General features: G+C 39.5%; 22 protein-coding genes and 2 pseudogenes. 13 read left to right on the plus strand and 11 right to left on the minus strand.

The window, feature by feature from the left end; genetic code table 11:
• Positions 1-360: 360 nt before the first annotated feature.
• The 3 genes from FCN25_RS20890 to FCN25_RS05670 all read left to right on the plus strand — a co-directional run bounded on the left by FCN25_RS20890 (position 361) and on the right by FCN25_RS05670 (position 4,992).
• Positions 361-1,278 (plus strand): nuclease-related domain-containing protein, encoded by a 918-nt coding sequence (locus tag FCN25_RS20890; protein WP_175405831.1) that lies wholly within the window; start codon positions 361-363, stop codon positions 1,276-1,278.
• A 42-nt stretch (positions 1,279-1,320) separates the two neighbouring features.
• Positions 1,321-2,634 (plus strand): DUF4325 domain-containing protein, encoded by a 1,314-nt coding sequence (locus FCN25_RS05665; protein WP_137222772.1) that lies wholly within the window; start codon positions 1,321-1,323, stop codon positions 2,632-2,634.
• Positions 2,635-2,835: 201 nt separating this feature from the next.
• On the plus strand, positions 2,836-4,992 hold the full coding sequence (locus FCN25_RS05670) for an AAA family ATPase (protein WP_137222774.1): 2,157 nt from the start codon (positions 2,836-2,838) through the stop codon (positions 4,990-4,992).
• A gap of 44 nt (positions 4,993-5,036) precedes the next feature.
• Here FCN25_RS05670 and FCN25_RS05675 read toward each other — a convergent pair.
• Positions 5,037-5,396, minus strand: a pseudogene (locus tag FCN25_RS05675) (transposase); the annotation flags it as partial.
• Between the two features lie 349 nt (positions 5,397-5,745).
• Here FCN25_RS05675 and FCN25_RS05680 point away from each other — a divergent pair.
• On the plus strand, positions 5,746-6,288 hold the full coding sequence (locus tag FCN25_RS05680; protein ID WP_137222776.1) for a porin family protein: 543 nt from the start codon (positions 5,746-5,748) through the stop codon (positions 6,286-6,288).
• A gap of 29 nt (positions 6,289-6,317) precedes the next feature.
• Positions 6,318-7,344 (plus strand): IS630-like element ISShfr2 family transposase gene (locus tag FCN25_RS05685; protein WP_137222778.1). Its coding sequence is split into 2 segments (ribosomal slippage): positions 6,318-6,773 and positions 6,775-7,344, totalling 1,026 coding nucleotides; the frame shifts between segments, so codons are not numbered across the junction.
• Positions 7,345-7,551: 207 nt separating this feature from the next.
• Here the strand turns inward: FCN25_RS05685 and FCN25_RS21005 are convergent.
• The 10 genes and pseudogenes from FCN25_RS21005 to FCN25_RS05740 all read right to left on the minus strand — a co-directional run bounded on the left by FCN25_RS21005 (position 7,552) and on the right by FCN25_RS05740 (position 14,715).
• Positions 7,552-7,755 carry a hypothetical protein gene (locus tag FCN25_RS21005; protein WP_217495332.1) on the minus strand — a complete coding sequence of 68 codons (204 nt, stop codon included), beginning with the start codon at positions 7,753-7,755 and terminating at the stop codon, positions 7,552-7,554.
• Positions 7,756-8,090: 335 nt separating this feature from the next.
• A pseudogene (locus tag FCN25_RS05700) lies at positions 8,091-8,252 on the minus strand (IS4 family transposase); the annotation flags it as partial.
• 63 nt (positions 8,253-8,315) lie between these two features.
• Entirely contained in the window at positions 8,316-9,092 is a 777-nt protein-coding gene (gene hypB, locus FCN25_RS05705; protein WP_137222782.1) for a hydrogenase nickel incorporation protein HypB, read from the minus strand.
• Between the two features lie 32 nt (positions 9,093-9,124).
• The gene (locus FCN25_RS05710; RefSeq protein ID WP_137222784.1) at positions 9,125-9,397 is read right to left on the minus strand and encodes a hypothetical protein; all 273 of its coding nucleotides are present in this window, start codon (positions 9,395-9,397) and stop codon (positions 9,125-9,127) included.
• Positions 9,398-9,425: 28 nt separating this feature from the next.
• Positions 9,426-9,629 (minus strand): CooT family nickel-binding protein, encoded by a 204-nt coding sequence (locus tag FCN25_RS21320; protein ID WP_137222786.1) that lies wholly within the window; start codon positions 9,627-9,629, stop codon positions 9,426-9,428.
• A 47-nt stretch (positions 9,630-9,676) separates the two neighbouring features.
• Positions 9,677-10,450, minus strand: coding sequence for an AAA family ATPase (locus FCN25_RS05720; RefSeq protein WP_137222788.1), 774 nt, complete (start codon positions 10,448-10,450; stop codon positions 9,677-9,679).
• A 56-nt stretch (positions 10,451-10,506) separates the two neighbouring features.
• Positions 10,507-12,417 carry an anaerobic carbon-monoxide dehydrogenase catalytic subunit gene (gene cooS, locus FCN25_RS05725; RefSeq protein WP_137222790.1) on the minus strand — a complete coding sequence of 637 codons (1,911 nt, stop codon included), beginning with the start codon at positions 12,415-12,417 and terminating at the stop codon, positions 10,507-10,509.
• On the minus strand, positions 12,417-12,995 hold the full coding sequence (locus FCN25_RS05730; protein WP_137222792.1) for a 4Fe-4S dicluster domain-containing protein: 579 nt from the start codon (positions 12,993-12,995) through the stop codon (positions 12,417-12,419). Before FCN25_RS05730 ends, cooS begins: the two co-directional genes overlap by 1 nt.
• A gap of 18 nt (positions 12,996-13,013) precedes the next feature.
• A complete protein-coding gene (gene hypA / locus FCN25_RS05735; RefSeq protein WP_137222794.1) occupies positions 13,014-13,355 on the minus strand; it encodes a hydrogenase maturation nickel metallochaperone HypA in 342 nt (113 codons plus the stop codon).
• Positions 13,356-13,995: 640 nt separating this feature from the next.
• The gene (locus tag FCN25_RS05740) at positions 13,996-14,715 is read right to left on the minus strand and encodes an urease accessory protein (RefSeq protein ID WP_137222796.1); all 720 of its coding nucleotides are present in this window, start codon (positions 14,713-14,715) and stop codon (positions 13,996-13,998) included.
• A 348-nt stretch (positions 14,716-15,063) separates the two neighbouring features.
• Here FCN25_RS05740 and FCN25_RS05745 point away from each other — a divergent pair, with 348 nt between their 5' ends.
• The 8 genes from FCN25_RS05745 (at position 15,064) to FCN25_RS05780 (ending at position 24,670) form a co-directional block, all read left to right on the plus strand.
• Positions 15,064-18,843, plus strand: coding sequence for a proton-conducting transporter membrane subunit (locus FCN25_RS05745; RefSeq protein WP_137222798.1), 3,780 nt, complete (start codon positions 15,064-15,066; stop codon positions 18,841-18,843).
• A gap of 10 nt (positions 18,844-18,853) precedes the next feature.
• Positions 18,854-19,819, plus strand: coding sequence for a respiratory chain complex I subunit 1 family protein (locus FCN25_RS05750; RefSeq protein ID WP_137222800.1), 966 nt, complete (start codon positions 18,854-18,856; stop codon positions 19,817-19,819).
• A gap of 12 nt (positions 19,820-19,831) precedes the next feature.
• Positions 19,832-20,260, plus strand: coding sequence for an NADH-quinone oxidoreductase subunit B family protein (nuoB, locus tag FCN25_RS05755; RefSeq protein WP_137222802.1), 429 nt, complete (start codon positions 19,832-19,834; stop codon positions 20,258-20,260).
• A gap of 9 nt (positions 20,261-20,269) precedes the next feature.
• Positions 20,270-20,782, plus strand: coding sequence for a 4Fe-4S dicluster domain-containing protein (locus FCN25_RS05760; protein WP_137222804.1), 513 nt, complete (start codon positions 20,270-20,272; stop codon positions 20,780-20,782).
• Positions 20,779-21,318: an NADH-quinone oxidoreductase subunit C gene (locus FCN25_RS05765; RefSeq protein WP_137222806.1), complete on the plus strand. Its 540-nt coding sequence runs from the start codon at positions 20,779-20,781 to the stop codon at positions 21,316-21,318. The genes FCN25_RS05760 and FCN25_RS05765 overlap by 4 nt, the downstream gene beginning before the upstream one ends.
• Positions 21,305-22,387 carry a nickel-dependent hydrogenase large subunit gene (locus FCN25_RS05770; RefSeq protein WP_137222808.1) on the plus strand — a complete coding sequence of 361 codons (1,083 nt, stop codon included), beginning with the start codon at positions 21,305-21,307 and terminating at the stop codon, positions 22,385-22,387. Before FCN25_RS05765 ends, FCN25_RS05770 begins: the two co-directional genes overlap by 14 nt.
• Before the next feature lie 231 nt (positions 22,388-22,618).
• Positions 22,619-23,299 (plus strand): Crp/Fnr family transcriptional regulator, encoded by a 681-nt coding sequence (locus FCN25_RS05775; RefSeq protein ID WP_137222810.1) that lies wholly within the window; start codon positions 22,619-22,621, stop codon positions 23,297-23,299.
• A 156-nt stretch (positions 23,300-23,455) separates the two neighbouring features.
• A complete protein-coding gene (locus tag FCN25_RS05780) occupies positions 23,456-24,670 on the plus strand; it encodes a 4Fe-4S binding protein (protein ID WP_137222813.1) in 1,215 nt (404 codons plus the stop codon).
• Positions 24,671-24,951: the final 281 nt, after the last annotated feature.

Raw genomic sequence — 24,951 nt, forward strand, 5'->3', positions numbered from 1 at the left:
GTAGAAAATGACCTACCCAAATAGTGACTAGCTTAAGTGATGTTTTTGAAGTGAACATGGCTAACAGCGAAAGCGAATACCGAAAGGCCTGCTTAAAATAAGCAGGCCTTTTTATGTGTTATTTTCAGGTCAAATGGTCACTGTGACGCTAACTCATTAAGATACACACTGATACAAGCCATTATTATGCAATGATATTTTTGACTACAGCAACAGCCCATTTCGCTCAATTGCGACGCTTAACGATTGATGAAAATTTCCACTTACATTATTGCCAAACTCGGAGTATATTAATCCAGCAGATTCATGGATTTAGAATTGCGGCCTATGACTAAGGCCACACCACGATCAAGGACGCCAATGACAAGTTTATCCTCCAGTTTATTATCAGTAGGCATTCTTCTTTCGAGCATGTTTGTCACCATTGGGGTGATGTTTGTTTTACTCAAACATCGCGACAGCACGGTAAAGCTACCCGTCGATCGCGACCAACTCCAACGTATCCCCGCTTTTGGTTTACAACAAGAAATACAAGACCTTCAAATCAATTTGATTGCCAGTATGCTAATGGGCGTATTAGTTGTGTGTCTGCCATTTGCCGTTAACAGCATTCAAGCACACATTACCGTCGGCAAATTTCCTTGGATGTTCGCTATAACCTCAATGCTCGGATTATCTTATTGTGGTTACAAAACGTGGAAAAACTTTTCCAAACTTACCAAATTACGTTTAGGCCACACAGCAGAAATCGCCACTGCGAATGAGCTAATCGGCCTACAAGCTTTGGGCTATCAAGTGTTTCACGACATACAAGCCGACGGCTTTAACATCAACCATTTAGCCATAGGTAAAAACGGCGTATTCGCCATCGAAACCAAAGGCCGCCATAAGCGACATAAAGACCATACTCAAACCAATCAAAACGGCGGCAAAGGCTTCCAACTTTTTTATAAAGACGGACGCTTATGCTTTCCATCGTGGACTGAAACTAAGCCAATAGAACAAGCCACCCGACAGGCAACATGGGTTAGCCAATGGTTAACTAAAGCCACAGGCCAGCCAGTGTTTTCCAGCCCAGTATTAGTATTCCCAGGCTGGTTTGTTACTAGCCAAACAAAGCCACCATTCCCCATCTTAAATCACAAACAGCTGGTTAAAACCATACCAGCGCTTAGATCGAATAAAGAAGTAACCCAAGCACTCACCCAACAACAAGTCGATGCGATTGTGTATCAAGTCGCGCAGAGATGTTTGAGTAAGAGTGAGGTGGGGAAATGATGATAAAACAGATTGCTTTGACCCACATACTAAGAGATGAATATGTTTCACAACAACACGTTAACTTCATTAAAGACCAAATTGCAAAATGACAATACTGTAATAGTCATAGTGCCAGACGGCTTCAATTTTAAATGGCATGGTTCATTTGATTTTGATGGTTTTGTTAATTTTTTTGACTGGTCACATACAAATGTAAGTGTAAAAATAGATTTAACAAAATGCCATAATGCGAATTATCAAGCTATTTCTCTATTAGTTTTATATGCATGGAAATTAAAATCTCAACGATGCACGGTAACGTTTATTGAATCTGATTCAACTAACGGTGCAAGTGAGATGTATCGAAGGCTTGGAGCTCGCGGTACTTTTACAGTCCTAATGCATGAAGGTAATAATTTTAACGGCAATCAATATAAACCATTGTTTGCAATGAGAAATACAAATGATTTCAAAAAGGTTATAGAAACAGCCCAATCCTATACTGATGACTTCAATGTTGAATTTACAAAGACTCTACGATATGTACTAAGTGAACTTTTATATAACACGTTAGAACATGGTCAATCACACTACCAATTTGGAACTAAAACACACAAAATCCCATCACTTTGCCAATTTTCTTATTTCAAAAATAAGAATGAAGTTTCTTTTATTATTGCTGATTCTGGGATTGGTATTAAACAACATTTAGAGCAAGCATATCCAGGGCAAGTTTCTCACGAAGAAGCCATACTCAAAGCTATGAAACCTCAAGTTTCTGGAACTTTTGGTCAAAACGACCCGTATAAAAATAAAAACAATGCTGGTATAGGTTTATTCCTATCAACTAATATTATACGTCGACTTAATGCTGATATGCACATAATATCTGGCAATGGTTTAGTCCACATATCTCCAAGAGATATTACTAATAAAAAAATGGAAGCTTACTGGCCTGGAACATTTGTACTAGTGACAATCAAACTAGACCCATCAACTTCAGTACAAAATTTGGAGCAAATGCTTAGTGGGTTCCGAGAAGAAGCTCTATCTGAACAAAGAAAAGCTGACGGTCGTGAAGAGAGTGAACGTTTATATATAAATATCTCAAATTATTTTGGATTTTTTGCAGAAGATAAAGAAGCAGCAATTAAATTCAGAAATGAACGTATTTTTCCTGCTCTTGAAAAAGGAAAAGTAATACTACTTGATTTTATAAATATCGAAAGCTCGCCACATAGTTTTTTAAGCGCACTATTAGCATCCCCTATAAAAACAACTGGGATGCGATCATACAAAGTATTTAAAATAACAAACGCGACCCCAGGAATAAGGGAGACGGTAGATTTTATCATGGATGAAAATACAGAATAAAACTTAACTTATCCAATAATCAGAAAGAAAGATTTATATGTTTCTTAAAAATTATTCCCAAGAAAGTTAAAAATCTTTAGAGGAAGTTAGGTGGATCTAAAAAGTAGACTTAATTGTAAAAAGAATAAGTAATTTAGAATAAATTGGGGCAGAATTTGAGAGGTCCCACTTATTAGAATTATTATATTTGAGGGTAAACAAGTGATTACAAGTATCGAGCTAGATAAAGTTGCAAGCTATAAAGCTAAAGCGACTCTGAAGACTAACAAAAAGGTAAATTTGGTTTATGGGCTAAATGGGTCAGGGAAAAGTACATTTTCAAATTACTTACATGATTCACAAAACCCTAAATACTTACAGTGTTCTAATGTTCGAAATGGCGAAATGGTTCTTGTTTATAATCAAAATTTCATTAACGATAACTTTTATCAACCAGATTGTCTAAATGGAATTTTTGGTTTATCTAAAGAGAATAAGCAAGCTGAAGTTAGTATCGCTAAAAAAACTGAAGAGCTTGAATCTATTACAAAAGACCAAGACGCACAAAACACAATAATTACCGAGCAAGAAAAGATAATTTCAGATGCTAAAACTGTCGCTATCGATAAAGTTTGGGAGATAAAGTCAATTTTCGCAGGGGGAGATAGAGTACTTGAGTATTGTTTAGAAAATTTGAAAGGGAATAAGACAAAGCTATATACCCATTTGAGATCAGTAGTTTTATCACCAGCTAAACCTACTAAAACAGTAGATACACTAAAAGAAGAACTAAACGCTATTGATGGTGATACTGCAACAAAATTGAGTACATTAAGCACCATATCGATTGATCCTTTAAGTGAAGCAAGTAGAAAGCTACTCAACGAGATTATTGTAGGTAATCAAGATAGTCCTGTATCTGGACTTATTGAAACATTAAAAAATTCAGACTGGGTTAGTACTGGTTTAGAGTACCTTGATAAAATTGATGGTGAAGAATGCCCATTCTGTCAAGCAAAGACAATCACTGATGAATTAGCAAAACAAATTACAGATTACTTTGACGAGTCTTATCAAGAAAAAGTTGAAGAATTAAAAAGCATTAACATTGAATATCAACTATTAATAGAAAACTTACCAAATTTAGAGAGCTATAAAGAAGCACAATATGCAGTAGACAATTTAGCAAAACTGACCGAACTCCACTCTGCAATCGTAAAAGCAGTTGAAGAAAACGAAATTTTAATTTTAAATAAGATTGCTAGACCAAATATAAAAGTAGAGCTAAAAATCCCAATACAGGATATTAAAGACTTTAATGACATCGTAGTTGAAATAAATAAGTCAATTACTGAGCATAATGTCAGAATTGATAATGTTGACACTGAAAAAAAACGTATTAAAAAAGAGTTTTGGGAGATTTTAAGATATGAATACGATCAAACTCTAACTGCTTTTGAAACTGCTAGGAATAAGGCAAATAAAATAATTGATGTGGCGGTAATTTTTATGGAGCAAAAATCTAGCGAAGCTAGTAGTAAAAAATCCGAAATTTTACAAGAGCAAAAATCTACGGTTAATATTGATGAAGCAATTGAAAATATTAAACAAGGGTTGGAAGATATTGGCATTACTGACTTTTCAATTGCAAAGCATGATAACCAATTATACCGAATAGTCAGGTCTGGTACTTCAAATGATGTTTTCACGACATTGAGCGAAGGTGAGAAAATGATCATTAGTTTTCTATATTTTAGAGAGTTATTTAAAGGAAAATTATCAGCTACAGAAGTTACGCAAAAAAAGATTGCTGTTATCGATGATCCTGTTTCGAGCCTTTCACATATTTTTGTATACAATATTGGCCGAATAATCGTGAATGACTTTTTCAAGTCAAATCAAGTTGAGCAGGTTTTTGTTCTAACACATAGCTTGTATTTCTTCTATGAGCTTACTGATACGAATAAAGATAGACGTAAAGACACTCAAAATTTATTCCGTTTGTCCAAAAATGACAATGGATCTTCTATTCAAGCTATGAAATATGAAGAAATTCAGAATGATTACCAGTCTTACTGGTCTGTAATTAACGATGATAAACAACCAGCAGCATTGATTGCAAATTGTATGAGAAATATACTTGAGTACTTTTTCAATTTTGTACAAAAACAAGATTTAAGTAATGTTGTTCAAATCCCCGCTCTGCAAGCCAATAAGTACCAAGCTTTCGTAAGGTATATTGGTAGAGAATCTCATTCACTCGGACAAAACATCATTGATTTTAAAGAATTTAACTACAATGATTTCAAAGAAGCGTTTAAGTTACTCTTTGAAACTGCTGGTTATCCTGAACATTACAAAAAGATGTCTAAAATTTAATGATGGGGCTAGTTGTAATAAATGGCTGAGGGATCCCCACGAATTTAATAGGATGCTTGTGGTTCCCTTACTAAATTTTGAAGTATCTTAATTGCTGACATCCAATACCATTTCAACAGCTTCAAATTCTTATCTTTGTAGGCTCTCAAGCCAATAAATTGGTTTGAGAGCACGTTGCGGTGCTTTATTGAGTTAGCTTGATATTGCCTGTGCTTATCAGCTGCTTTGACAGCCAAACCAAGCAGGTAAAGTATAAATTGTGATAAACAAGCTATGAGCAGGAGTACACCTAATTTATGTTGATCCCTTGTGTCGCTATCATTCATTTTTAGCCCTGTTTTAACATCTCTAAAGCTTTCTTCTATCTGCATCCTCGTCGCATAAATTTTAACGATTCTTTTAGCTGGAATAAGTGGGGTCAGACTCTGACCCCACTTATCAACAACAAAGCAATACGCAACATATTGATAACATTATGTTATTCAATATGAAAATATTACAATTTAATCAGAAATAAATACCGTTTTACGTTATCACGACCTCATTAAGCGGGTAAAAAACAAGCAGTGCCATTGGATATATATACTCTTCTCCCACCGTTACTCACAAAAAAGCATACGTAACCAATTGATATTAAATTATAAATATCAAAATCAGATAAATAGCTCTCTGTTACTTTTATAAAGTTGGCATCCGTTTTGTAACTAGTTAAATGTAGTTAAATGTATTTACGTAATTAACTAGGAGTACCTTATGAAAAATACGATTATTACTTTAGCTGGACTTATTTCGTTAGCCTCTTTTAGTACTTTTTCTCACGCTGATGACTTCAAGAAAGACGTAGCAGAAAATGGCGTTTATGTCGGCGCTAATTATGGTTACCTAAAAGTCGATGGCGAAGATGACTTTGACGACGACAATGATGTTCTCCAGGGCCTAGTCGGTTATCGCTTCAACAACTACTTAGCTCTGGAAGGTAGCTATATTGATTTTGGGCGTTACGGCAACAACTTATCTAGCGCTGAAACAGATGGTTATACCGCAGGCCTAAAAGTGACATTGCCAATTGCTGATCGAATCGAGTTGTATGCTAAAGGTGGTCAGTTGTGGTATTCCACAGATTATGACGTGGTTGGCTTTTCTGGCAATAAAGATGATGAAGGTGTATTTACCGGTGCAGGTGCAGCGTTTAAGGTAACAGATCGTTTTTTAATTAATGCCGAGTACACTTGGTATGATGCAGAAATTAATTTAGATAATGTATCTAATACCATTTACATTAAATATGTGATCTAATTGGTCGTCATTTCCTTATTTCAGTATCGATGAATAATCTTAATCTAGCAGCATTAGTTAAATCTGAGAAAAGCGCACGTAAACGTATGCGTTATCTCGCCTTACTTCATTTTACCGAAGGTCATTCTCGTACTGCTATAGCCAACATGTTGAAGGTCAGTAGAACCAGTGTAAATGCTTGGGTTACTCATTATTTAACTCATGGCATTAGCGGTCTAGATGATAAACATAATCCAGGTAGACCCGCTCAGTTATCGGCGAAACAACAGGTAAATCTGAAAGAATTTGTACAACGTCAAAGCTTGTCTGAGAGTGGCGGAAGATTGATGGCAAGAGATGTCAGTCTTTTTATTCAGTCTGAATTTGGCGTGACCTTTAAACAGGCAAATATCTACAGATTACTGCATCAATTAGGATTGTCATGGATAACGACCCGTTCTCGTCACCCAAAACAATCTCAAGATATTCAGGACGCTTTTAAAAAACTTCCAGCTGTCAACGATCCTTAACACCCCTGGTCATGTGGCGTTAGATCGCATTGATGTTTGGTTTCAAGATGAAGCCAGATTTGGTCAGCAAAATACCACGACCCGCATTTGGGCGACGAAAGGAACCCGACCACGAGCGGTAAGGCAACAACAGTTCGAATCAGCGTATTTATATGGCGCGGTGTGTCCGGCAACAGGCGCGACAGAGGCTATTATTGCCCCTCATGCCAACAGTGAATATATGTGGGAGCATTTAAAATTAATTTCAGAGGCTACCGAATCGGGTCGCCATGCTTTGGTCATCATGGATGGCGCAGGTTGGCATCAACAAGATCTGACTGAGGACTTTGATAACCTTAGTATCCTTAAGCTTCCGCCCTATTCGCCAGAACTCAACCCTATAGAACAAGTGTGGCAATGGCTTCGTCAGAATGAACTCGCCAATCGTTGCTTTAGTGGATATGACGATATTGTTGAGCAGTGTTCCATTGCATGGAACCGATTTATTGCAGAGCCGGAAAGGGTGATTCAACTATGTTCTAGACGGTGGACAAAACTGACCAATTAATTAATGTAAATGGTATAACGGTTCCGACACAGAAACAGACTTTAAGCAGGCTAGTATCGGTGTTGAATATCGTTTCTAGTGATAAGTAGAGTGCTTAAATTAACTACTTAAAAATAAAATCCAGAAGGGTGTAATGCAAATTGTGTTACACCCTTATTTTAAAATAACTGGGGCCAAATGGGGTCAGACTCTGCCCCCAACTTCCCTTTATACGTCAGTGGTAAGAGAGCTTTTCAATTGAGTATCGAATGTGCCACCTAATGCTTTACAGTCAATATCATTTGGTGAATCCCATGTCACAGCCGTGCCACGTACAACAGGTCTGATAAATTGCCATGGCCAAAAACCGAAACGATGGCCACCGTTGTAGTCAATGATTGCATCAGCACCTAAGGATTGTGCTTGTTTCACTATTATTGGCAGGACACTATTAATATTTCCATATCCATTTTTTGCATACTTTAACTGAGTAATCACGGTGTATTTTATATCTGATGAGGGCACTCCTGATATCAGGCAGATGGGATTGTTGTGGGATGTAGATTGATTGGCAACGATACTTGTGTTCGAAGCACATGATGTCAGCAGTACCAGACCGATTAAAAGTATTAGCTTATGCATTAATTGAAATCCTTTCATTTAATTTAATTTGAAGCGCGCTAGTCTATCTGTTTTTCGTATGAATGACATCATAGACAGAGGTAAATTAAATAAGTGGGGCAGAGTCTGAGGGATCCCCCACGAATTTAATAGGATGTTTGTGGTTCCCTTACTAAATTTTGAAGCATTTTAATTGCTGACATCCAATGCTATTTCAACAGCTTCAAATTCTTATCTTTGTAGGCTCTCAAGCCAATAAATTGGTTTGAGAGCACGTTGCGGTGCTTTATTGAGTTAGCTTGATATTGCCAGAGTGACCTTCTGCCTAAGAACAAATTCTCTAGCAGTACATTGAATGAATATTTTTTGGCTTAAATAACTTGAGAAACTAATTCACCGTTACGGCATTGGAATAAGGACGTTTGTAGCCAAGTTAACCACTCATCCATTCCAATTCTATTTTTTGCTGACAAGGTTAATATATTGGTCCTATCCGATAATTCATGCACAAATCGTTTTGCCTTCTCTATTGAAAAGTCATCAAAATGAGGTAACAGATCGACTTTGGTCAGTAATACAGTATCGGCTTCTCGGAACATTACTGGATATTTGGAGGGTTTATCATCTCCTTCTGTTACGGATAAAAGAACCACGTTTAAATGCTGACCAAGATCGAAACTTGCAGGACAAACCAGATTACCTACGTTTTCAATAAACAGAATGTCGACCTTTTCTAAATCAAGCTCTGTGATAGCCTTATCGATCATGTGGGCATCTAAGTGGCAAGCCATTCCGGTAGTGATTTGAATAACGGGAACACCATGTTTACGGATCCGATCAGCATCATTCTCTGTTTCCAGATCACCTTCTATAACTGCAACCCCAACACCGCGTTCTTTTAATGCGCCAATACTCGACTCCAACAGACGTGTCTTACCACTGCCAGGGGACGACATCAGGTTGATAACTAAGATATCACGCTCATTAAAAAAACCTCTATTATGCTCAGCTTGGTGATCATTCTCATGCAATAAATTTTTTATTACTTCAATTGATCTGCTTCCATCACTACAGTTAGCATACTCAGCTCCTTCTTGTAGGAGGTGACGATTGCCGTCAGTTATATTGCAGTCACACGTATTACACATAATTAACTCCGTTACTCTTAGCAATATTGTATTCAAGAATGGTGAGTTTGGATGGTATTTTCTGGTTCTGAATTAAGACTATCTATAGCTGTTGATAAAAATTCTCCACTGCATTTCATATGAAAGACTGCACTTTCAATTGTCTCTGCTAGTTCATTAAGCTCTTCTTCAATCATCTTTTCACGCCATTGATTAAGTTGGCTAATATGCTCATCGTTATGATGATTCCAATGGGGTAATAGCACTTTTAATCGCTCTAAAATTGTTTGATCAATTTCAACGTTGTCACATTCATCTTTTTGCATATTGATTCCAACCTTCATCATATTATGACTAATTATCTAGACTCGTTTGCTGTTCGAGAACCACGAGCCCTTCAAGAAAATCTATTAATACAGGTTTGTAGCCTGACAAAACCTTATCCTGTTCAAAAAAAGTGCTTACTAAGATGTCTGAAGTGCAAAATTCAATCTGAGTGACGTCTTTGATTAACTCTTCAGTATCATTGGAAATTAATTTCACTTTGATATTACACATGGTCTATCTCCAGATATTTATGCATTGTGGGTTTATTCATTAAGGAATTATCGAGAAAAAGCACCGAGTGCAGTCACAATATTCGAAATTTGAGTTTTGAATTCGCCTTGCATATCAAAGGCACAAGTTCCCTTTTTATCCGCTTCTCTAATTTCCTCACTTACAGAAAGATGTCCCAACAAGGTTTTATTCTGAAGTGACTCTTGTAGGTAAGTTAAATCAGAATTTCCTGCTACTTTACTGGCGATGAATGCTATTCTGGTTATACCAATTTCACCTGCCAGTTGTTCTATCTGAATCGAAGTTTGTAGGCTGCGGCTTCCAGGCTCAACGACTATAATGAGTACATCAACGGACTCTGCGGTCGCTCTACCTAAATGTTCTATTCCGGCTTCCATATCCATGATCAATACATCGTCTCTATCCAATAAGAGATGTTTCATCAAACTCCGCAGTAATGTATGTTCAGGACAAACACAGCCAGACCCACCATGCTCTACCGTTCCCATCATCAAGAGGCGGACGCCAGCATGTTCTACGCAGTGTCTATCAGGTAAATCATCTACTCTGGGGTTGAGCACAAATAGACCACCATTATTCTGATCCGCTCCAGTTCGCTGTTTGGCAAGGTTTTTCATTTTAGAAAAAGGCTGTAAACCCGCTAACTTTTGAGTCGGAATACCTATTGCAGATGCAAGATTTGCATCGGGATCGGCATCAATCGCCAATACTCTTCGTCCTTGCAAAGCAAATGACCGAGCTAATAATCCTGCAATAGTCGTTTTTCCAACGCCCCCTTTACCAGTAATCGCTATTTTCATATTGACCTCTTAATCACCCCCGGCGGTCGTATGAAGACTCGCCGGGGATGTTTTAGTTAAATACCTAGTTTTTGGCGTTTTTGTTTAATGACATCCACTAGTTTATTACCAGCAATTTTAGGATCGGTCTCGACAATGAAGTAGCCATTAAAAAGATCTTTAGCGCCTTCTTGCATTAGATCGGTAATCACATCAGAACCTGTTACCTGAGGCATAGTTCCAAGATGAGTAGGTAAGCCGATGGCAACGCCCCATGAAGCAATCGCAATTGCTTTTTCGGACATAGCCTCAGGTGCTGATGCCACTAAAGGTAAATCACTCAAATCAACACCCAATCTGTTAGCCAATGCCGTCGCCAGACTTACCGCTCGGCTATTATCAACACAAGATCCCATATGTAGCACGAGTGGTAATGGGCCCCCGAGTCCAGCTGCCAGACCAATTTCAGTTAACACGCTTTTAAGTGAGTCACCAGCATACAGTTCCGTCGCTTGTTGATTCATCAGTCCATGTTTAGCAAATGCTCCAGCACCACAACCCGTTGCAAGCATCAAAACGTTATTTGCTGCAAGCGTTTTAGCAATGATCTGATAACTTTCATCTTGCACTGTTTGGGTACTGTTACATCCAGCAAATAAAGCCACCCCCTGAATATTTCCGTTAACGATGTTATCAACCAAAGGTTTTAGTGGATCATCTGCATCGATTTTAGAAAGAGCGCCCATTACGGCTTCGCTACTGAAGCCCACTACAGCAGTTTGTTTAATATTGGGAATGTTGACCCTCTTTGGATCCCGGCGTGTATAGGCATTTATTGCGCACTGAATGATTTCCCGTGCAGTTTCCACTGCATTTTCTTCTTGAAAGCTAATATGACGTGCACCCTGCATCTTGTTTTCATCCATGGTCGTAATGACTTCGGTATGAAAACAACTTCCGATCTGAGGTAAAGACGGCATGATGCACTGCACATCAACCACCATCGCATCTAACGCGCCTGTCAATATCGCCATTTCTTGAGAAAGATAGTTGGTCGCTAAAGGCACACCATGGCGCATCATTACTTCATTACCGGTACAACAAATACCAACAATATTAATCCCTTTTGCAGCACCAACCCCTTTAGCTAAGTCATTCATTTCTCTAGCCATATCGCAGATAACTTCACTGAGCATGGGGTTGTGACCATTGACAGCAATATTGACAGCATTTTTATCTATAACACCGATATTGGCTTCGGTAACAACCGGACTTGGAGTGCCAAACATCACATCTGACAACTCTGTTGCCAGAGACATACCATTAAAGTCTGCTAAGGCGCCGCGAATACCGCCGAGGAACACATTCTTGGGTTCGGCATCACAACCTATGTGTGTTCTTGCCATAATCTGCGATACTGTGGCATCGATATTATGCGGTAGCACCCCAAGATGACTCAGAAGTTCAACCCGTTTCTTAGGCAGAGTCGCACTTATCCAATGACACCCTTTATGATGGTCTTGATTCTGATAGTCTTCTAGTGTCTTTGTCGCTACATCGTATGCTACTTCAAGCATTTCTTTGTCTTGTGTTTCAATATTGAGTAATGCGGCAATACGATACAGTTTGGCTTCATCACGTATCTGATAAGCAGGCAAAAGTCCCTTACCAATTTTCTGAAGAGCTAAGGCAACATGACGCCCATGTTCTGAGTGGGCTGCGGCACCAGCGGCCATCATACGAGTCACATTACGCGCTACAATCGTATGTTTATCGGCACCACAGATACCAGCTTGTGGACCATCACCAAAGGGATCAACTCGACAAGGACCTTTCCAACATATTCGGCAGCACAAACCCAAAGAGCCAAAACCACACTGAGGCTGTTGTGCCTGATAGCGATCAAATACAGTAGCAATACCTTCACTTTCAGCCACAGAGCATAGTGCTATTACTGCTGGATCACTTGTTTTAATTCTATTGTTCATCACAGTTTCCTCAGTGTCATATTCATATGTTTATGCGATTGAGCGAGCTCTTTAGCTCTAGCCTGTAGCAGTGCTGTTCGGTATTCATGCATCTTGATCAGGCTGATAGCCTTAGTTGGGCAAGCTTCAACGCATGCGGTGTCCTTTTTGTCATTGGCAGCACACCAAGATGTACAAAGATCACATTTAAGTGCGACGCCCTGGTTGGTAGAAGATCCATCATCTTTAAAACTATCTCTTCTTACTGTTATGGCTCCAAATGGACAAACCATGACACATAACTTACAACCAACGCAGTTGCTTTCAACAATCATCACCTGCCCATTTTCTTGGCGACAAGCTCCTGTAGGGCATACCATTGCACAAGGCGCATTTTCACATTGCCTGCATTGCATTGGCATGATCACACCATCGGCCTCCACGACTTTAATTCTCGGATGCAAGGGTTGTTTTTTTATTACTGCACCTATAATGCCCCCTTCGCCCCCATGTGCTACTGCGCACGCAAGCTCACAGCTATGACACCCGATACACTTTTGAGCGTCTGCATAAATAATTACATTCTCCAGCTCTTTCATAACGACGGCCTTTTAGTTTTACTCTACTTCAAAACTTTCAATAAATAGTTCTTCACCCTGTATAATATTAAGATTGGTATCATCACAGTCAGGGCAACGAAATTTAAATTTTGGTACTTTAAATTGCACTTGGCATCTTCTACAACGAGCAATAGGTGGAAGGTGTTCAATCACCAATTCAGCATTTTCGGCAATTGTGCCTTCGGTAAACATGTTAAAACAAAAGCTTAATGCCTGTGGCTCCACCGCCTTTAGCATGCCGATTTTAACGGTTACACGCTTCACATTAGACACGCCATGACGTGCTGCCTCAGCAAGTAAAGTCTTCACCAGTGCATTGGTAATTGTTGCTTCATGCATTTAAGTGCCCATAGTTAAGTAATTAATAACTTTTTAGCTTTTAAAAATTTTGCAGTAGGACCAACATAAATTCTGTCGGCCAGATGACACTCAAAGAATAAAATATGCATAATTGAGACTTAAGTATCGTTCTAGGTAAATATAGAGAGGTAAAAAGGTAGGAGTTTAATAACGAATAATATGCATTAATTTTTAAAAACAACTCTTCTAATAGCTTATGCTTTCGGTACTAGTTCCTTGATATTTAGACAAAAACTACACTCACGTCTGGTTTTACCCACCCCAATCACGTGAGTGAACTACCTAGATTCGCGATATCCCGCGAATCTAGGCTTAAGTAAACAAAACAAAATGAATGCAGATTTTTGGCCTCTTCCATGATCGGATTGATAAAGTCATTACTGCCGAAATCAGAACGGATTAGATATGACTTATGATCATTACAGGCTAGTGCAGTACTGTGTTATCTAATGTGTTAAGAACCCCATTAATCAAGACGTCGTGACATCGGTATGTCGTTCACGTTCTATTCTTTATTAATGGGTAGTGATTGCTAACGTCAAACATAGAGTAAGTCAATAATTTGTAATATAAGCATCTTTAGTACACAGATGCTTATCATTCATAGATAGTTATTTGATCATGAAGCTAAAAGCACCAAACCATTATGATAAACAATCTGACTTCCTAATATTACGGTTCCTAAGCCGATTAAACCTCTTAGGCTGTTGCTAAACTTGGTATTTAATTGCTTGGCCGTCTTTAAAAATGGCACTGCAATGACAACTGATAATGAAGCCATACCTAAAATAGAACCGAATCCAAATAAAGACACATAACACAAACCAATTAATGGAGAAGGAGTTGTTGAAGCCACTAATATGACTAAAGCAGAAGATCCAGCTAAGCCATGAGTCATACCAATAAATAAGGTGCGGATCGGTATTCTTTTCGGATGGGAATGTTCATGCATATTACGGTCATGTGATACCGAATCAAAGGCATGAGAGTGAGCATGAAGATGTGGCGCCTGGTCATTAGCATGATTGTGGATATGGATGTGTACTTTATTTTTAACGATCTTTGTGAGTACAGAAATACCTAGATAGACTAACATTATGCCTACCCCAAATTCTAATACACCTGTCATCGACTCGCTAAAGTTAACTCCAAGTAATACCGCTCCTCCGGCAAACAACATGAGGGTCAATGTATGCCCCACGCCCCAAATTGTGCCATGAGTAACAATACTGCGAATAGAGTTTTCACCTACTGAAATTGAAGATACAGCAGCTAAGTGATCGGCTTCTAGCGCATGTTGCATTCCTAATAAAAATCCGAGTAAAAGAATCGACGTCATATGTAATCTCCAATTTAATAAATTTAATAACAGTGCGTTATGTCATAAAAATGCGAATTCATATTTATTTCTTTGAAACTGCGTGTATAAACATGTTCTCTTTTAAAAAAAATGAAACAAATATATCATTTCTTTTTAATTTCAATACCTTGAATTAAAAACAACGTTCTATTTTGACAATAAAATAATGTTGATTTGCTGGTTTTATCGCACAAGTTGTTAATATAAAGCCATGCTACGAAATTTAATGACACTCTACTGTCAGCAAGGCGACAGATCCTCCCCCCTATCTGAATTAAATTTGTCCCGAATTATATTCACTCTCGAACAAATACAACGGGGAATAACATGCTTGATAATTCGATTCTAGCTTGGGTAGGGGCATTGCTTTTGCTGCTTGGCGAGATCTGGACATTAAGAAATGTCCAATGTCTCAAAAAGATGCTGTTATTTTCAACCGTTGCGGAACTTGGTTATGTGATGTTGGGTTTCGGTTTGGGAGATGAAACGGCTGAAATCGGTGCAATGCTACACCTTTGCTTCCAGGCTGGAATGCGAATGTTAGTATTTGTATCTGCTTGGTATCTTATTAAAAGAACGGGTTCATCAAACTTAAACCAGTTAGCCGGCAGTGGTCATCGAATGCCTGTCGTGGCAACGATTTTTGGTTTCGGACTATTCTCTGTAATGGGACTCTCTCCATTCAAAGGTTCATTCAGTAAGTTTTTGATTTTATATAGCGCTGTAGATCAGGGGCAGTGGTTGCTGGCTTTAGTTGGAACGCTAGCCAGTATGATTGCTTCAGTGTATTACATTATTGTTATACAAAGAGTATGTTTTGAAAAACCAGTAAATTCAGGTAATAAACCAAGCATTGACTTAACGATACCCAAAAACAGATTAGTGATCTTTGCAATGGCTTGCCTAACAGCTCTAACTATTTTTATGAGCTTATTTCCTGAGCCATTTCTACATTTTGTTGAATCGTTCTTGTCTGATATGAGTAACGTTGTATTACCTGAATTTGAATCTCCATGGCATCCATTAGTACTCACGCCCTATTTGGGAGCATTCTTACTATTTGCTGTAGGTCGTTATTCCACAACTTTGCGTAATGTCCTTGCTTTAGGTATTTCTAGTGCCACATTGATACTTGCTTTCAATGTCGAAGGCCTAGATAGCTTATCGTACTTGTTCGGATTAATATTCGCTTTTATTTGCTTTATTGTGGTGGTTTACTCGTTCTCATACATGCGTGGTAATGAACAATCTAATCGCTACTATTTCTTCTTGTTTTTGATGACTGGGTCGTTGCTAGGTGTTACCACAGCAACAGACTTTGGTAATTTCTATCTATTTTGGGAATTGATGACCTGGAGTTCATACTTATTAGTGATTCATGAACAAACCAATGAAGCATTAAAAGCAGGGAAAAAATACTTCCTTATGTGTGCCTCCGGTGCATATATCATGCATTTTGGGATTTTAGTTTTACATGCAAAACTCGGTAGCTTCGAGATGAATGTAATTAGTGAGGGGATTAATCAACTTACACCGCCTGTCGCACTAACGGTTTTAGCCTGTTTTATTATCGGTTTAGGGGTAAAAGCAGGGTTATTCCCAATGCATAGTTGGTTACCTGATGCACACCCTGTCGCACCATCTTCAATTTCTGCGCCTATGTCAGCCATATTAACCAAAGCCGGAGTTTATGGACTAGCTAAGGTACTATTTGTTGTCTTTGGCACAGGAGCATTAGCAAGTTTAACTCCTGCCATGGGAGGCCTTTCAATTGGTTTAATCATTTCTTTGTTGGGTGGAGTTACCTTTATTTATGGTGAACTAAAGGCCCTGAAAGAACAGAACCTTAAACGAATATTGGCTTATTCAACATTAGCTCAGGTTGGGGAAATTGTCGCAATTCTTGGGATTGGAAGTCATCTAAGTACTGCTGGTGCAATGATGCACGTGATCAATCATGCCATCTTTAAGAGTTTACTATTCCTAGCGGCTGGTTCCGTAATTTTCCGAATGAAAAGTAAAATGCTTGTCGATTTAAAAGGTGTTGGTCGTAAGATGCCATTTACCTGTTGTTGCTTCTCAATAGGTATCCTGGCAATTATGGGGCTACCTCCATTTAGTGGTTTTTTTAGCAAGTTTTTGATGGTCTATGCAGCCGTGCAAACAGGAAACTTACTTCTGCCAATTATGATTTTGCTCGGGAGCATTATTGGCGCAATTTACTATATTCGAATAATCAGAGTACTATTTTTTGAGCCATATAATGGCCCCGATATTACGGAAGCGCCAGCGTCTATGCGTCTTGCGACCGCCATACTGGCTTCATTGGTCGTATTAGGTGGATTATTTCCACAGATAGGGATGTTATTAGTGCAACCGGTAGTAGACCTTTTTGCAAGCCGAGGAAGCATTGAACAAATCGCCATACCCGATTTAACCCTGAATTGGTCTCTCAGTGCTCTCATAGCTTGCGGCGGGTCAATATTGGTTTACTTTGTAGGCAAAGCTGGTTCAACCCGTGCAGGGATCACTTCGATGATTGTAATGGCATTGGCGTTAGGTGCAGTGCTGTTTGAAGCCGAGCGTTACGATTTGCTTTCATTTTGGTTCGCGCTGCTTATTTCTGGTGTCGGTATCTTGAACCTATTGTATTCCATCGGCTATATGCAACATGGACACGCTCAGAATCGATTTTTCTTTTTCTTTATCTTTATGATTGGTGGCCTGTTAGGGGTAACTGCAAGTTCTGATTTATTCAATTTCTTTGCTTTCTGGGAAATTATGAGCAGCTGGACGTTGTACTTTGTCATTATCCATGAAGAAACAGAAGACTCTCTGAACGAAGGTTTTAAGTACTTTATTTTTAATTTTATCGGGGCCAGCTGCATGTTCCTCGGCGTTGTGATGCTGTCGGTCCGAAGTGGCTCATTTGATTTTAGTCAGATCGCTGAAGCGGCTCAACTAATGCCTTTGCCTTGGCTAGGTACAGCATTAGTGCTGATCTTGGCTGGTTTGCTAATGAAAGCAGCTCAACTACCTTTCCGTATTGATTTTCAAATGCACCCGCCAACAGCGCCTACACCAGTCAGTGGCTATATATCAGCTGTTTTGTTGAAAAGCGGGCCCTATGGTGTACTCAAGTTTTTCGCTTTGATGGGTGGTGCGGCTGTATTTGGCAAATTAGGAACAAGTGGTGAGTTATCAAATTTAATGTATGGCGTTGCAGTCATTGCATCGATCACTTTGTTGTATGCCGGTGCGATGGCGATGCTCCAAACAGGGATAAAACGATTACTGATTTATAGTACGGTCAGTCAATTAGGCTATGTCTTGCTTGGATTGGCCTTATCATCTCCCCTCGGCATTGCCGGTGGCCTGATGCATTTAGTCAATCATATGTTTTTGAAGAACATTCTTTTTTTGGCGGCAGGCTGTATTTTGGTCCAACTTCATGTTGAGAGCCTAGATAAGCTCGGTGGTCTAGGCAAAAAGATGCCCTTTACCTTTGGACTGTTTTTGTTTGCTGGGTTGTCATTATCTGGTGTGCCACCACTCAATGGATTTGCTTCCAAGTGGCTAATTTATCAGGCCGCATTTCAATCAGGGCACTATTTACTAGGGCTTAGTGCATTGATGTCGAGCTTGTTTACCTTAGCCGCCGTTTTAAAATTCACTCATGTTGCCTTTCTAGGACAAGCATCTGATGTTGCGCATAAGGTGAAGGAAGCTCCTTTCAGTATGTTGTTCCCTATGTTCATCCTAGCCGGAATAAGTCTATTGGTAGGTGTCTTTCCTGGCATTTTACTCGTACCTATCTCTGAAATAATGTCTTCCATGGGTCTTGGCAGTATTAATGTTACTTGGTTTGGGGGCTTGCCTGGTCTAGGAAGTTGGCACCCAATAACTCTAACATTGATGTTAATCCTACTCAGTATATTTGGCTGGCTCTTCTATCGTTTGAGTAACCAACAAATAGTCGATATCCATTTGCACAGTTGTGGTGTGACAGATATTCATTCAGCAGATGCCCATGTCGATGCTTCTAACCTTTATGAAGCCCCGAAAAAACTGATCCGAACCTTGCTGTTTAGCAAGAAACCGGCATAAGGAGACGATAATGTTAGAAGTTATATTTGAATCTGTCTTGGAACCTCTGGTGCTGTTTCCTGTAGCCACTGCCGTTCTGGTATTTGGTCTATTGCTAAAGGGAGCTGACCGTATAGTTGTGGCGAGACTGCAACGACGAGTTGGGCCACCGTTGTTACAACCCTTTTTCGACATTTTGAAACTGATGTCCAAACAATCAATGGTACCGATTGGCGCACCACGGACTCTATTTTTGGCTCTGCCTATGATTGGTGCATGCAGCATGTGCCTAGCGATAGCAATTGTGCCTATTGTTGGGGTGTATGAACCTAGTGGTCAGTTTGGTGACCTAATCGTGTTGCTCTACTTACTCGCGATACCAGCTATTGTCATTATGCTGGCCGGTTCGGCATCGGGATCAACTTTCGGAGCAATCGGGTTTTCTAGGGAAATGTCATTGATGCTTGCCTATGAAGGTCCGTTGCTATTGGTGTTGATATCAGTGGCGATGAAGACAGGTCTGGCTCAGGGTGATCTGATCACATTCTCCTTGATGGATATAGTGCATTACCAGCAGACCAATGGTTCATTTCTGTTTGATCCATGGATGTGGCCCGTGGTATTGGCCTTTCTGAGTATTATTCCAGCTAATCTTGGGATCCCACCATTTGATATTCCTGAAGCTGAATCTGAAATACTTGAAGGTCCCTTATGTGAGTTCTCAGGCCCCGCTTTAGCATTGTTTAAAATCATGTCAACAATGAAAACCATGGTGGTATTGGCTCTGGGGATCGTGATGTTTATGCCCGGAAATGCGACAGGGATGATGGCACTGATTGGATTTATATTGAAATGTTTAGTTTTGTTTTTATTGATTAAAAGTGTATTGCGAGCCTCTGTTGGGCGTATGCGCATAGATCAAGCTTTTCTGTTTTATTTCAAATGGCCTGAGTTGCTTGGCATTGTGGGATTATTATTGGTCGTATTTAAAGGATAGGGATGATTGCAAATGAGTTTTTTATCGAAAGTATCCGCACGTTCTCCATGGCTTTATCGGATCAATGCCGGTTCCTGTAATGGTTGTGATGTTGAATTAGCAACAACTGCACTTATTCCTCGTTATGACGTGGAACGTCTCGGCTGCCAGTATTGTGGTAGCCCTAAACATGCAGATATTGTTCTGATCACTGGGCCATTGACAGCCAAAATTAAAGATAAAGTACTGCAGGTATATCAGGAAATCCCTGAACCTAAAGTTACAGTAGCAGTAGGTATATGTCCTATTTCTGGTGGAGTATTTCGTGACAGCTATGCTATTGAAGGACCAATAGATAAATACATTGATGTCGATGTTAATATTCCCGGTTGTCCTCCTCGCCCCCAAGCCATTCTTGAAGGTATTGCCATGGCCATTGAGATCTGGAAGCAACGTTTGTAGGAGCCGGAGATGAAAATGCTAAAAGTATTGTTACAGAATTTACTTAAAGGTCCATCAACAGATCCGTTCCCCTTTGGTGACACTTTCACACCAAAGAAACTTCGAGCCCGCATCCGTTTCGATGAAACGGCATGCACGGGTTGTCGTATGTGTGAACATGTGTGTGCAGGAGGAGCCATTAGATTTCAAGAAACGCCTGATGGCTTAAAATTTACAATTTGGCACAACACCTGTGCTTTTTGTGGACTGTGTGAGCACTATTGTGTGCCTAAAGCGATAAAGCTTACTACGGATTGGCACCTTTCACATAAGCAAGAAGATAAATACGCCATGACAGATATCGGAACCGTAGCCTTGATTCGCTGCATACAGTGTAATAAGAAAATAATTCCGACCAGTCCACAACTCAATGCTGTTGCTTATAAGGGCTCAAATGAAATGATTGAGAAATTGGCACGAATGTGCCCTGATTGTCGTCGTGAACTGTCGGCAAAACTATTGATAAAAGGAGTGTCTGTATGAATGATGACATCAGCCGTTTCCAAACTATGTTAGAGACCTCGCTTCAAGATGATCATAGCCTGACAGTCAGCATTAACGATAAAGAAGTTCACACTTTATGGTGTAAGTTGAACAACGCAAAAGATATACAGTTAGTCGCTCAAATTGTCAAAGATCTTGGTGGCCGCCTAAGTACAATTACAGCCTATCAGCTGAAGGCGAATTTACCATCTGAGGACAATGAAATTGCCTATCACTTTGATATACATGGTGCTACGTTGACTACAACAATAAAGCTGATCGGTGACAACAAAACTATCTCATCCTTAACACCTATTTTCCGCAATGCTGACTGGAATGAGCGTGAATTTATGGAATTGTATGACATCGAAGTTGAAGGGCATCCAAATCCCAGGCGCTTGTTCATCGATGAGTCTATCGATCCGGCAGTCCTCCAACGCTTTATTCCTTATTCAGCCATGGTTAATGCCGCCAGTACCAAAACATTGTGGGAAAATATAATGGATAAGGGAGAGCAGCCAAATGACAAGTTATAAATTACCTGTAGGTCCAATACATGTTGCATTGGAAGAGCCCATGTATTTCAAGGTAGAAGTTGAAGGCGAAACCATTAAAGGACTTGAGATTACTGCTGGGCACGTACATCGTGGCCTCGAATACCTCGCAATGAAAAGAAACTTCTATCAGAACATCACTCTGACTGAGAGATTATGCTCGCTGTGTTCAAATAGCCATCCGACAACTTACTGCATGGCTTTAGAGGAAATTGCGGGCATAAAAGTCCCCGAACGGGGCCACTATCTAAGAGTTATTGCTGATGAAATAAAGCGAGTGGCGTCGAATCTGTTTAATATCGGCATCATGGCACATATTATCGGTTATGACTCACTGTTTATGCATGTGCTTGAGACTCGAGAAATAATACAGGATGTCAAAGAGACGGTTTATGGTAATCGGATGGACTTGGGGGCTATTTGTATAGGCGGAGTAAAATATGACCTAGACGAAGATGAGATAACCTACTTACTAAAACAAATTGAACGAATTAAGAAGCCAATAGAAGAAATTAGGGTGATCTACAATACCAATAAATTCATTCTAATGCGCACCAAAGGTATAGGGGTGATATCCAAAGACGAAGCATTGGATTTCGGTCTAGTGGGTCCTGTCGCCAGAGCATCTGGGATCATTTTAGATGTCAGAAAAGATGCCCCTTATGCCGCATATGATAAATTAGATTTTGAGGTTCAGAGTCGTCCAGATGGTGATGTGTGGTCTCGTGCAATGGTTCGATTTGATGAAGTTGTGGTTGCCCTATCATTGATTGAACAGTGTTTAAGGTCATTACCAAAGGGACCAATTAACACAACCGGATTACCAGTAATCCCCGCCGGGGAAGCGATTGCCAAAAGCGAGGCGCCTAGAGGTGAACTTCTTTATTATCTGAAGACCGATGGCAGTGATAAACCTGAGCGCATGAAATGGCGAGTACCAAGTTATCCTAATTGGGATGCATTACATGTGATGATGAAGGAGGAAAAAGTGTCTGACGTATCTTTGATTGTTAACAGCATTGATCCATGTATTTCCTGTACTGAAAGATAGGATTTCCTGTTAACACCTAACTTACTGGTCTAATCAATAAATGTAAAATGTATCAAATTAGACACAATTAAAACTGAGCATATAGGTGTTGATACTAACTATAAGGTACTTGTTGTGCTGAATACTACAATTTGAATATCAACAATTAGATAATTTATTGATGAATAAAATAAACTATCTGATTAGGGCTTTAACAGCATTTTCTTTCGCAAATAATATGGAGGTCACGACATGCAATCAAAGATGAGAATGTCACGAATGAATACGATTGAGAAACTTAAAGAGCCTAAATACGAAGGGTTTCTAGATGAGTTCAGATGTAAAAACCTTCCGAAAGGACAGCTATTTAGCATACCGAGTATGGGAAGCAATGAGGTATTTATTGTGCATTCGGGGCGGATACGCGTATATCTGTCTTATGAAGGCCGGGAGTTCACGCTCTGTTTTCTGGAGCCTGGTGATATATTCAGCACACATACTCGAGCTTTTTTGGAAACATGCAAGGATTCGACATTAATGCTTGTAGGGGCTGACATATTTCGCGATAAGATCACAAAATTTCCAGAGTTATCAATCGTGATGACAGGGATTTTAGGCGAAGCATTAGGTAGTACTTTGGATCTCATCGAGGGTTTAATATTCCATGATGCTAGGTATCGATTAATCGAGTTTGTGCTGTCATGGGGACAAACATCAGGTGAACATACAGCCGAAGGACTCCGATTTGAATGCGATTTAAGCATGGAAGATATTTCACTACTGATTGGGACTACACGCCAAACAACCTCTTCATTGATGAATAACCTCATTCGTAATGGATACTTATGTAGAGATGGAAGAAAAAACTTTATTATCAGTAGATTAGATGACATGAAAAACTTGTTAGATAGTAGCGCTAACGTTACCGAGTAAACTGAAACGTATTTTTTATAATCATCGACTTTACTGCCGACATATGTCAACAAGACATAAAAATGGCAACCATCACAGAGTGTTATGGTTGAATTAGCCTTTAGGCAGAACTTTTATCCATTATTGACAGCAAATAAAACAATATAGGTATCCTCTATGAGTACAATTGAATCAATCACCTTAATGCTAGCCTTAGTATATAGCACCAGCTTACTATACTGGGGTGGCAAAAAATGGGGCGCATTGGTCAGCGGGACATTATTGCTCGGTGCGACTGTTGCTAGTTTTTTCTGGCCGTTATTACTTATTTTGTTGGGCTCAGTATTAGTTGTTACCACACTCGGTCAATACCAACCAGCCTTTGCTAATGCAGAAGGCAGACCCAATAAAATACGCGAGATTTGCCAACACTTCTTTGCCCTTTCCATGTTATTGGTTGGCGTGCAATATGCCATTAATGCAGCTATGTTGTATGCAGGAGAAACCCCTTGGTTAATGCGACCAGATGTTGGTGATGCCTTTTTACCCATTGCTGGCGGTATTGAACTTAAAGCCATTTTAACTTTAGGCTTATGGGACCAAAATCATCCTGCTGCTGTGGTGATGCTGTGTGTTGTGTTATTAACAGGGTTAATTTGCAAACGAGCTTTTTGTGGCTGGGCTTGTCCGTTAGGCTTAGCTGGTGAATACTTCTATAAACTCAGGAAACGCTTTATCCCTGCTGAACTTCTGCCTCCAGCATGGTTAGACTGGCCACTGAGAATGCTTAAATACTTATTATTAGCCGCACTCGTTTATTTGGTCATTTCAATGCCAACGGCAAGTCTTCCCAATTACTTGACAGGCAACTACCACAAGGTAGCTGACTTAAAAATGGCAGTATTTTTTATGATGCCATCAATGATTGCTTTGATTGGCTTCAGCATCATCTTTGCGTTAGCCGCATGGCGTCGTCAAGGGTTTTGTCGTTACATTTGCCCTTATGGCGCGATGTTAGGCATAGTGAGCTTTTTTAGTCCGTTTAAAATTCGCCGTGATACACACCATTGTTTAATTGAAACTAAAGGTATGAGTTGCGATAAATGTACCCGTGCTTGCCCAGCAAATATATCAGTTCATACTCAAAAAAATATTCACTCAGACGAATGCCAAGCCTGTATGCGTTGTATGTCAGCTTGCCCTAAAAAAGAGGCGCTACAATTTAGTACTCGTAATGGCATTAAACTTTCTGCCAGAGGCTTAATGATTTTATTGTTTACTCTTATGTTTATGGTGCCGTTATTTGCTTATGTAAACGGTTACTGGCACAGCCAAACACCTCAAGATATAAAGATGGAACTGATACAAAAACTGGATCGTATAGGTCATTAGATTTAATCTTTAATGTCTATGTCGTGTCCAAATATAATTGGCCACGACAATTCCTCATACTGACCCCATAGCACTTACCCAACTGTGGTTGTCAAGAGGAATATCCCCTCACGATTCTGTTCCCGTCCAGTAGCTACAATGAGAGCTAGCAAAGAATTGGGCATAAATGATTGACCTACTCAGACATATTGCAGATAAGACGGAATCAATAAAAAAGCGAATCACTCGGTTCGCTTTTTTAATGCTTTTATTCAGATTATCGAACGAAGCCTACTACTACC

This window comes from Shewanella sp. MEBiC00475, from assembly GCF_005234075.1.
Classification (GTDB): Bacteria; Pseudomonadota; Gammaproteobacteria; order Enterobacterales; family Shewanellaceae; genus Shewanella; species Shewanella polaris.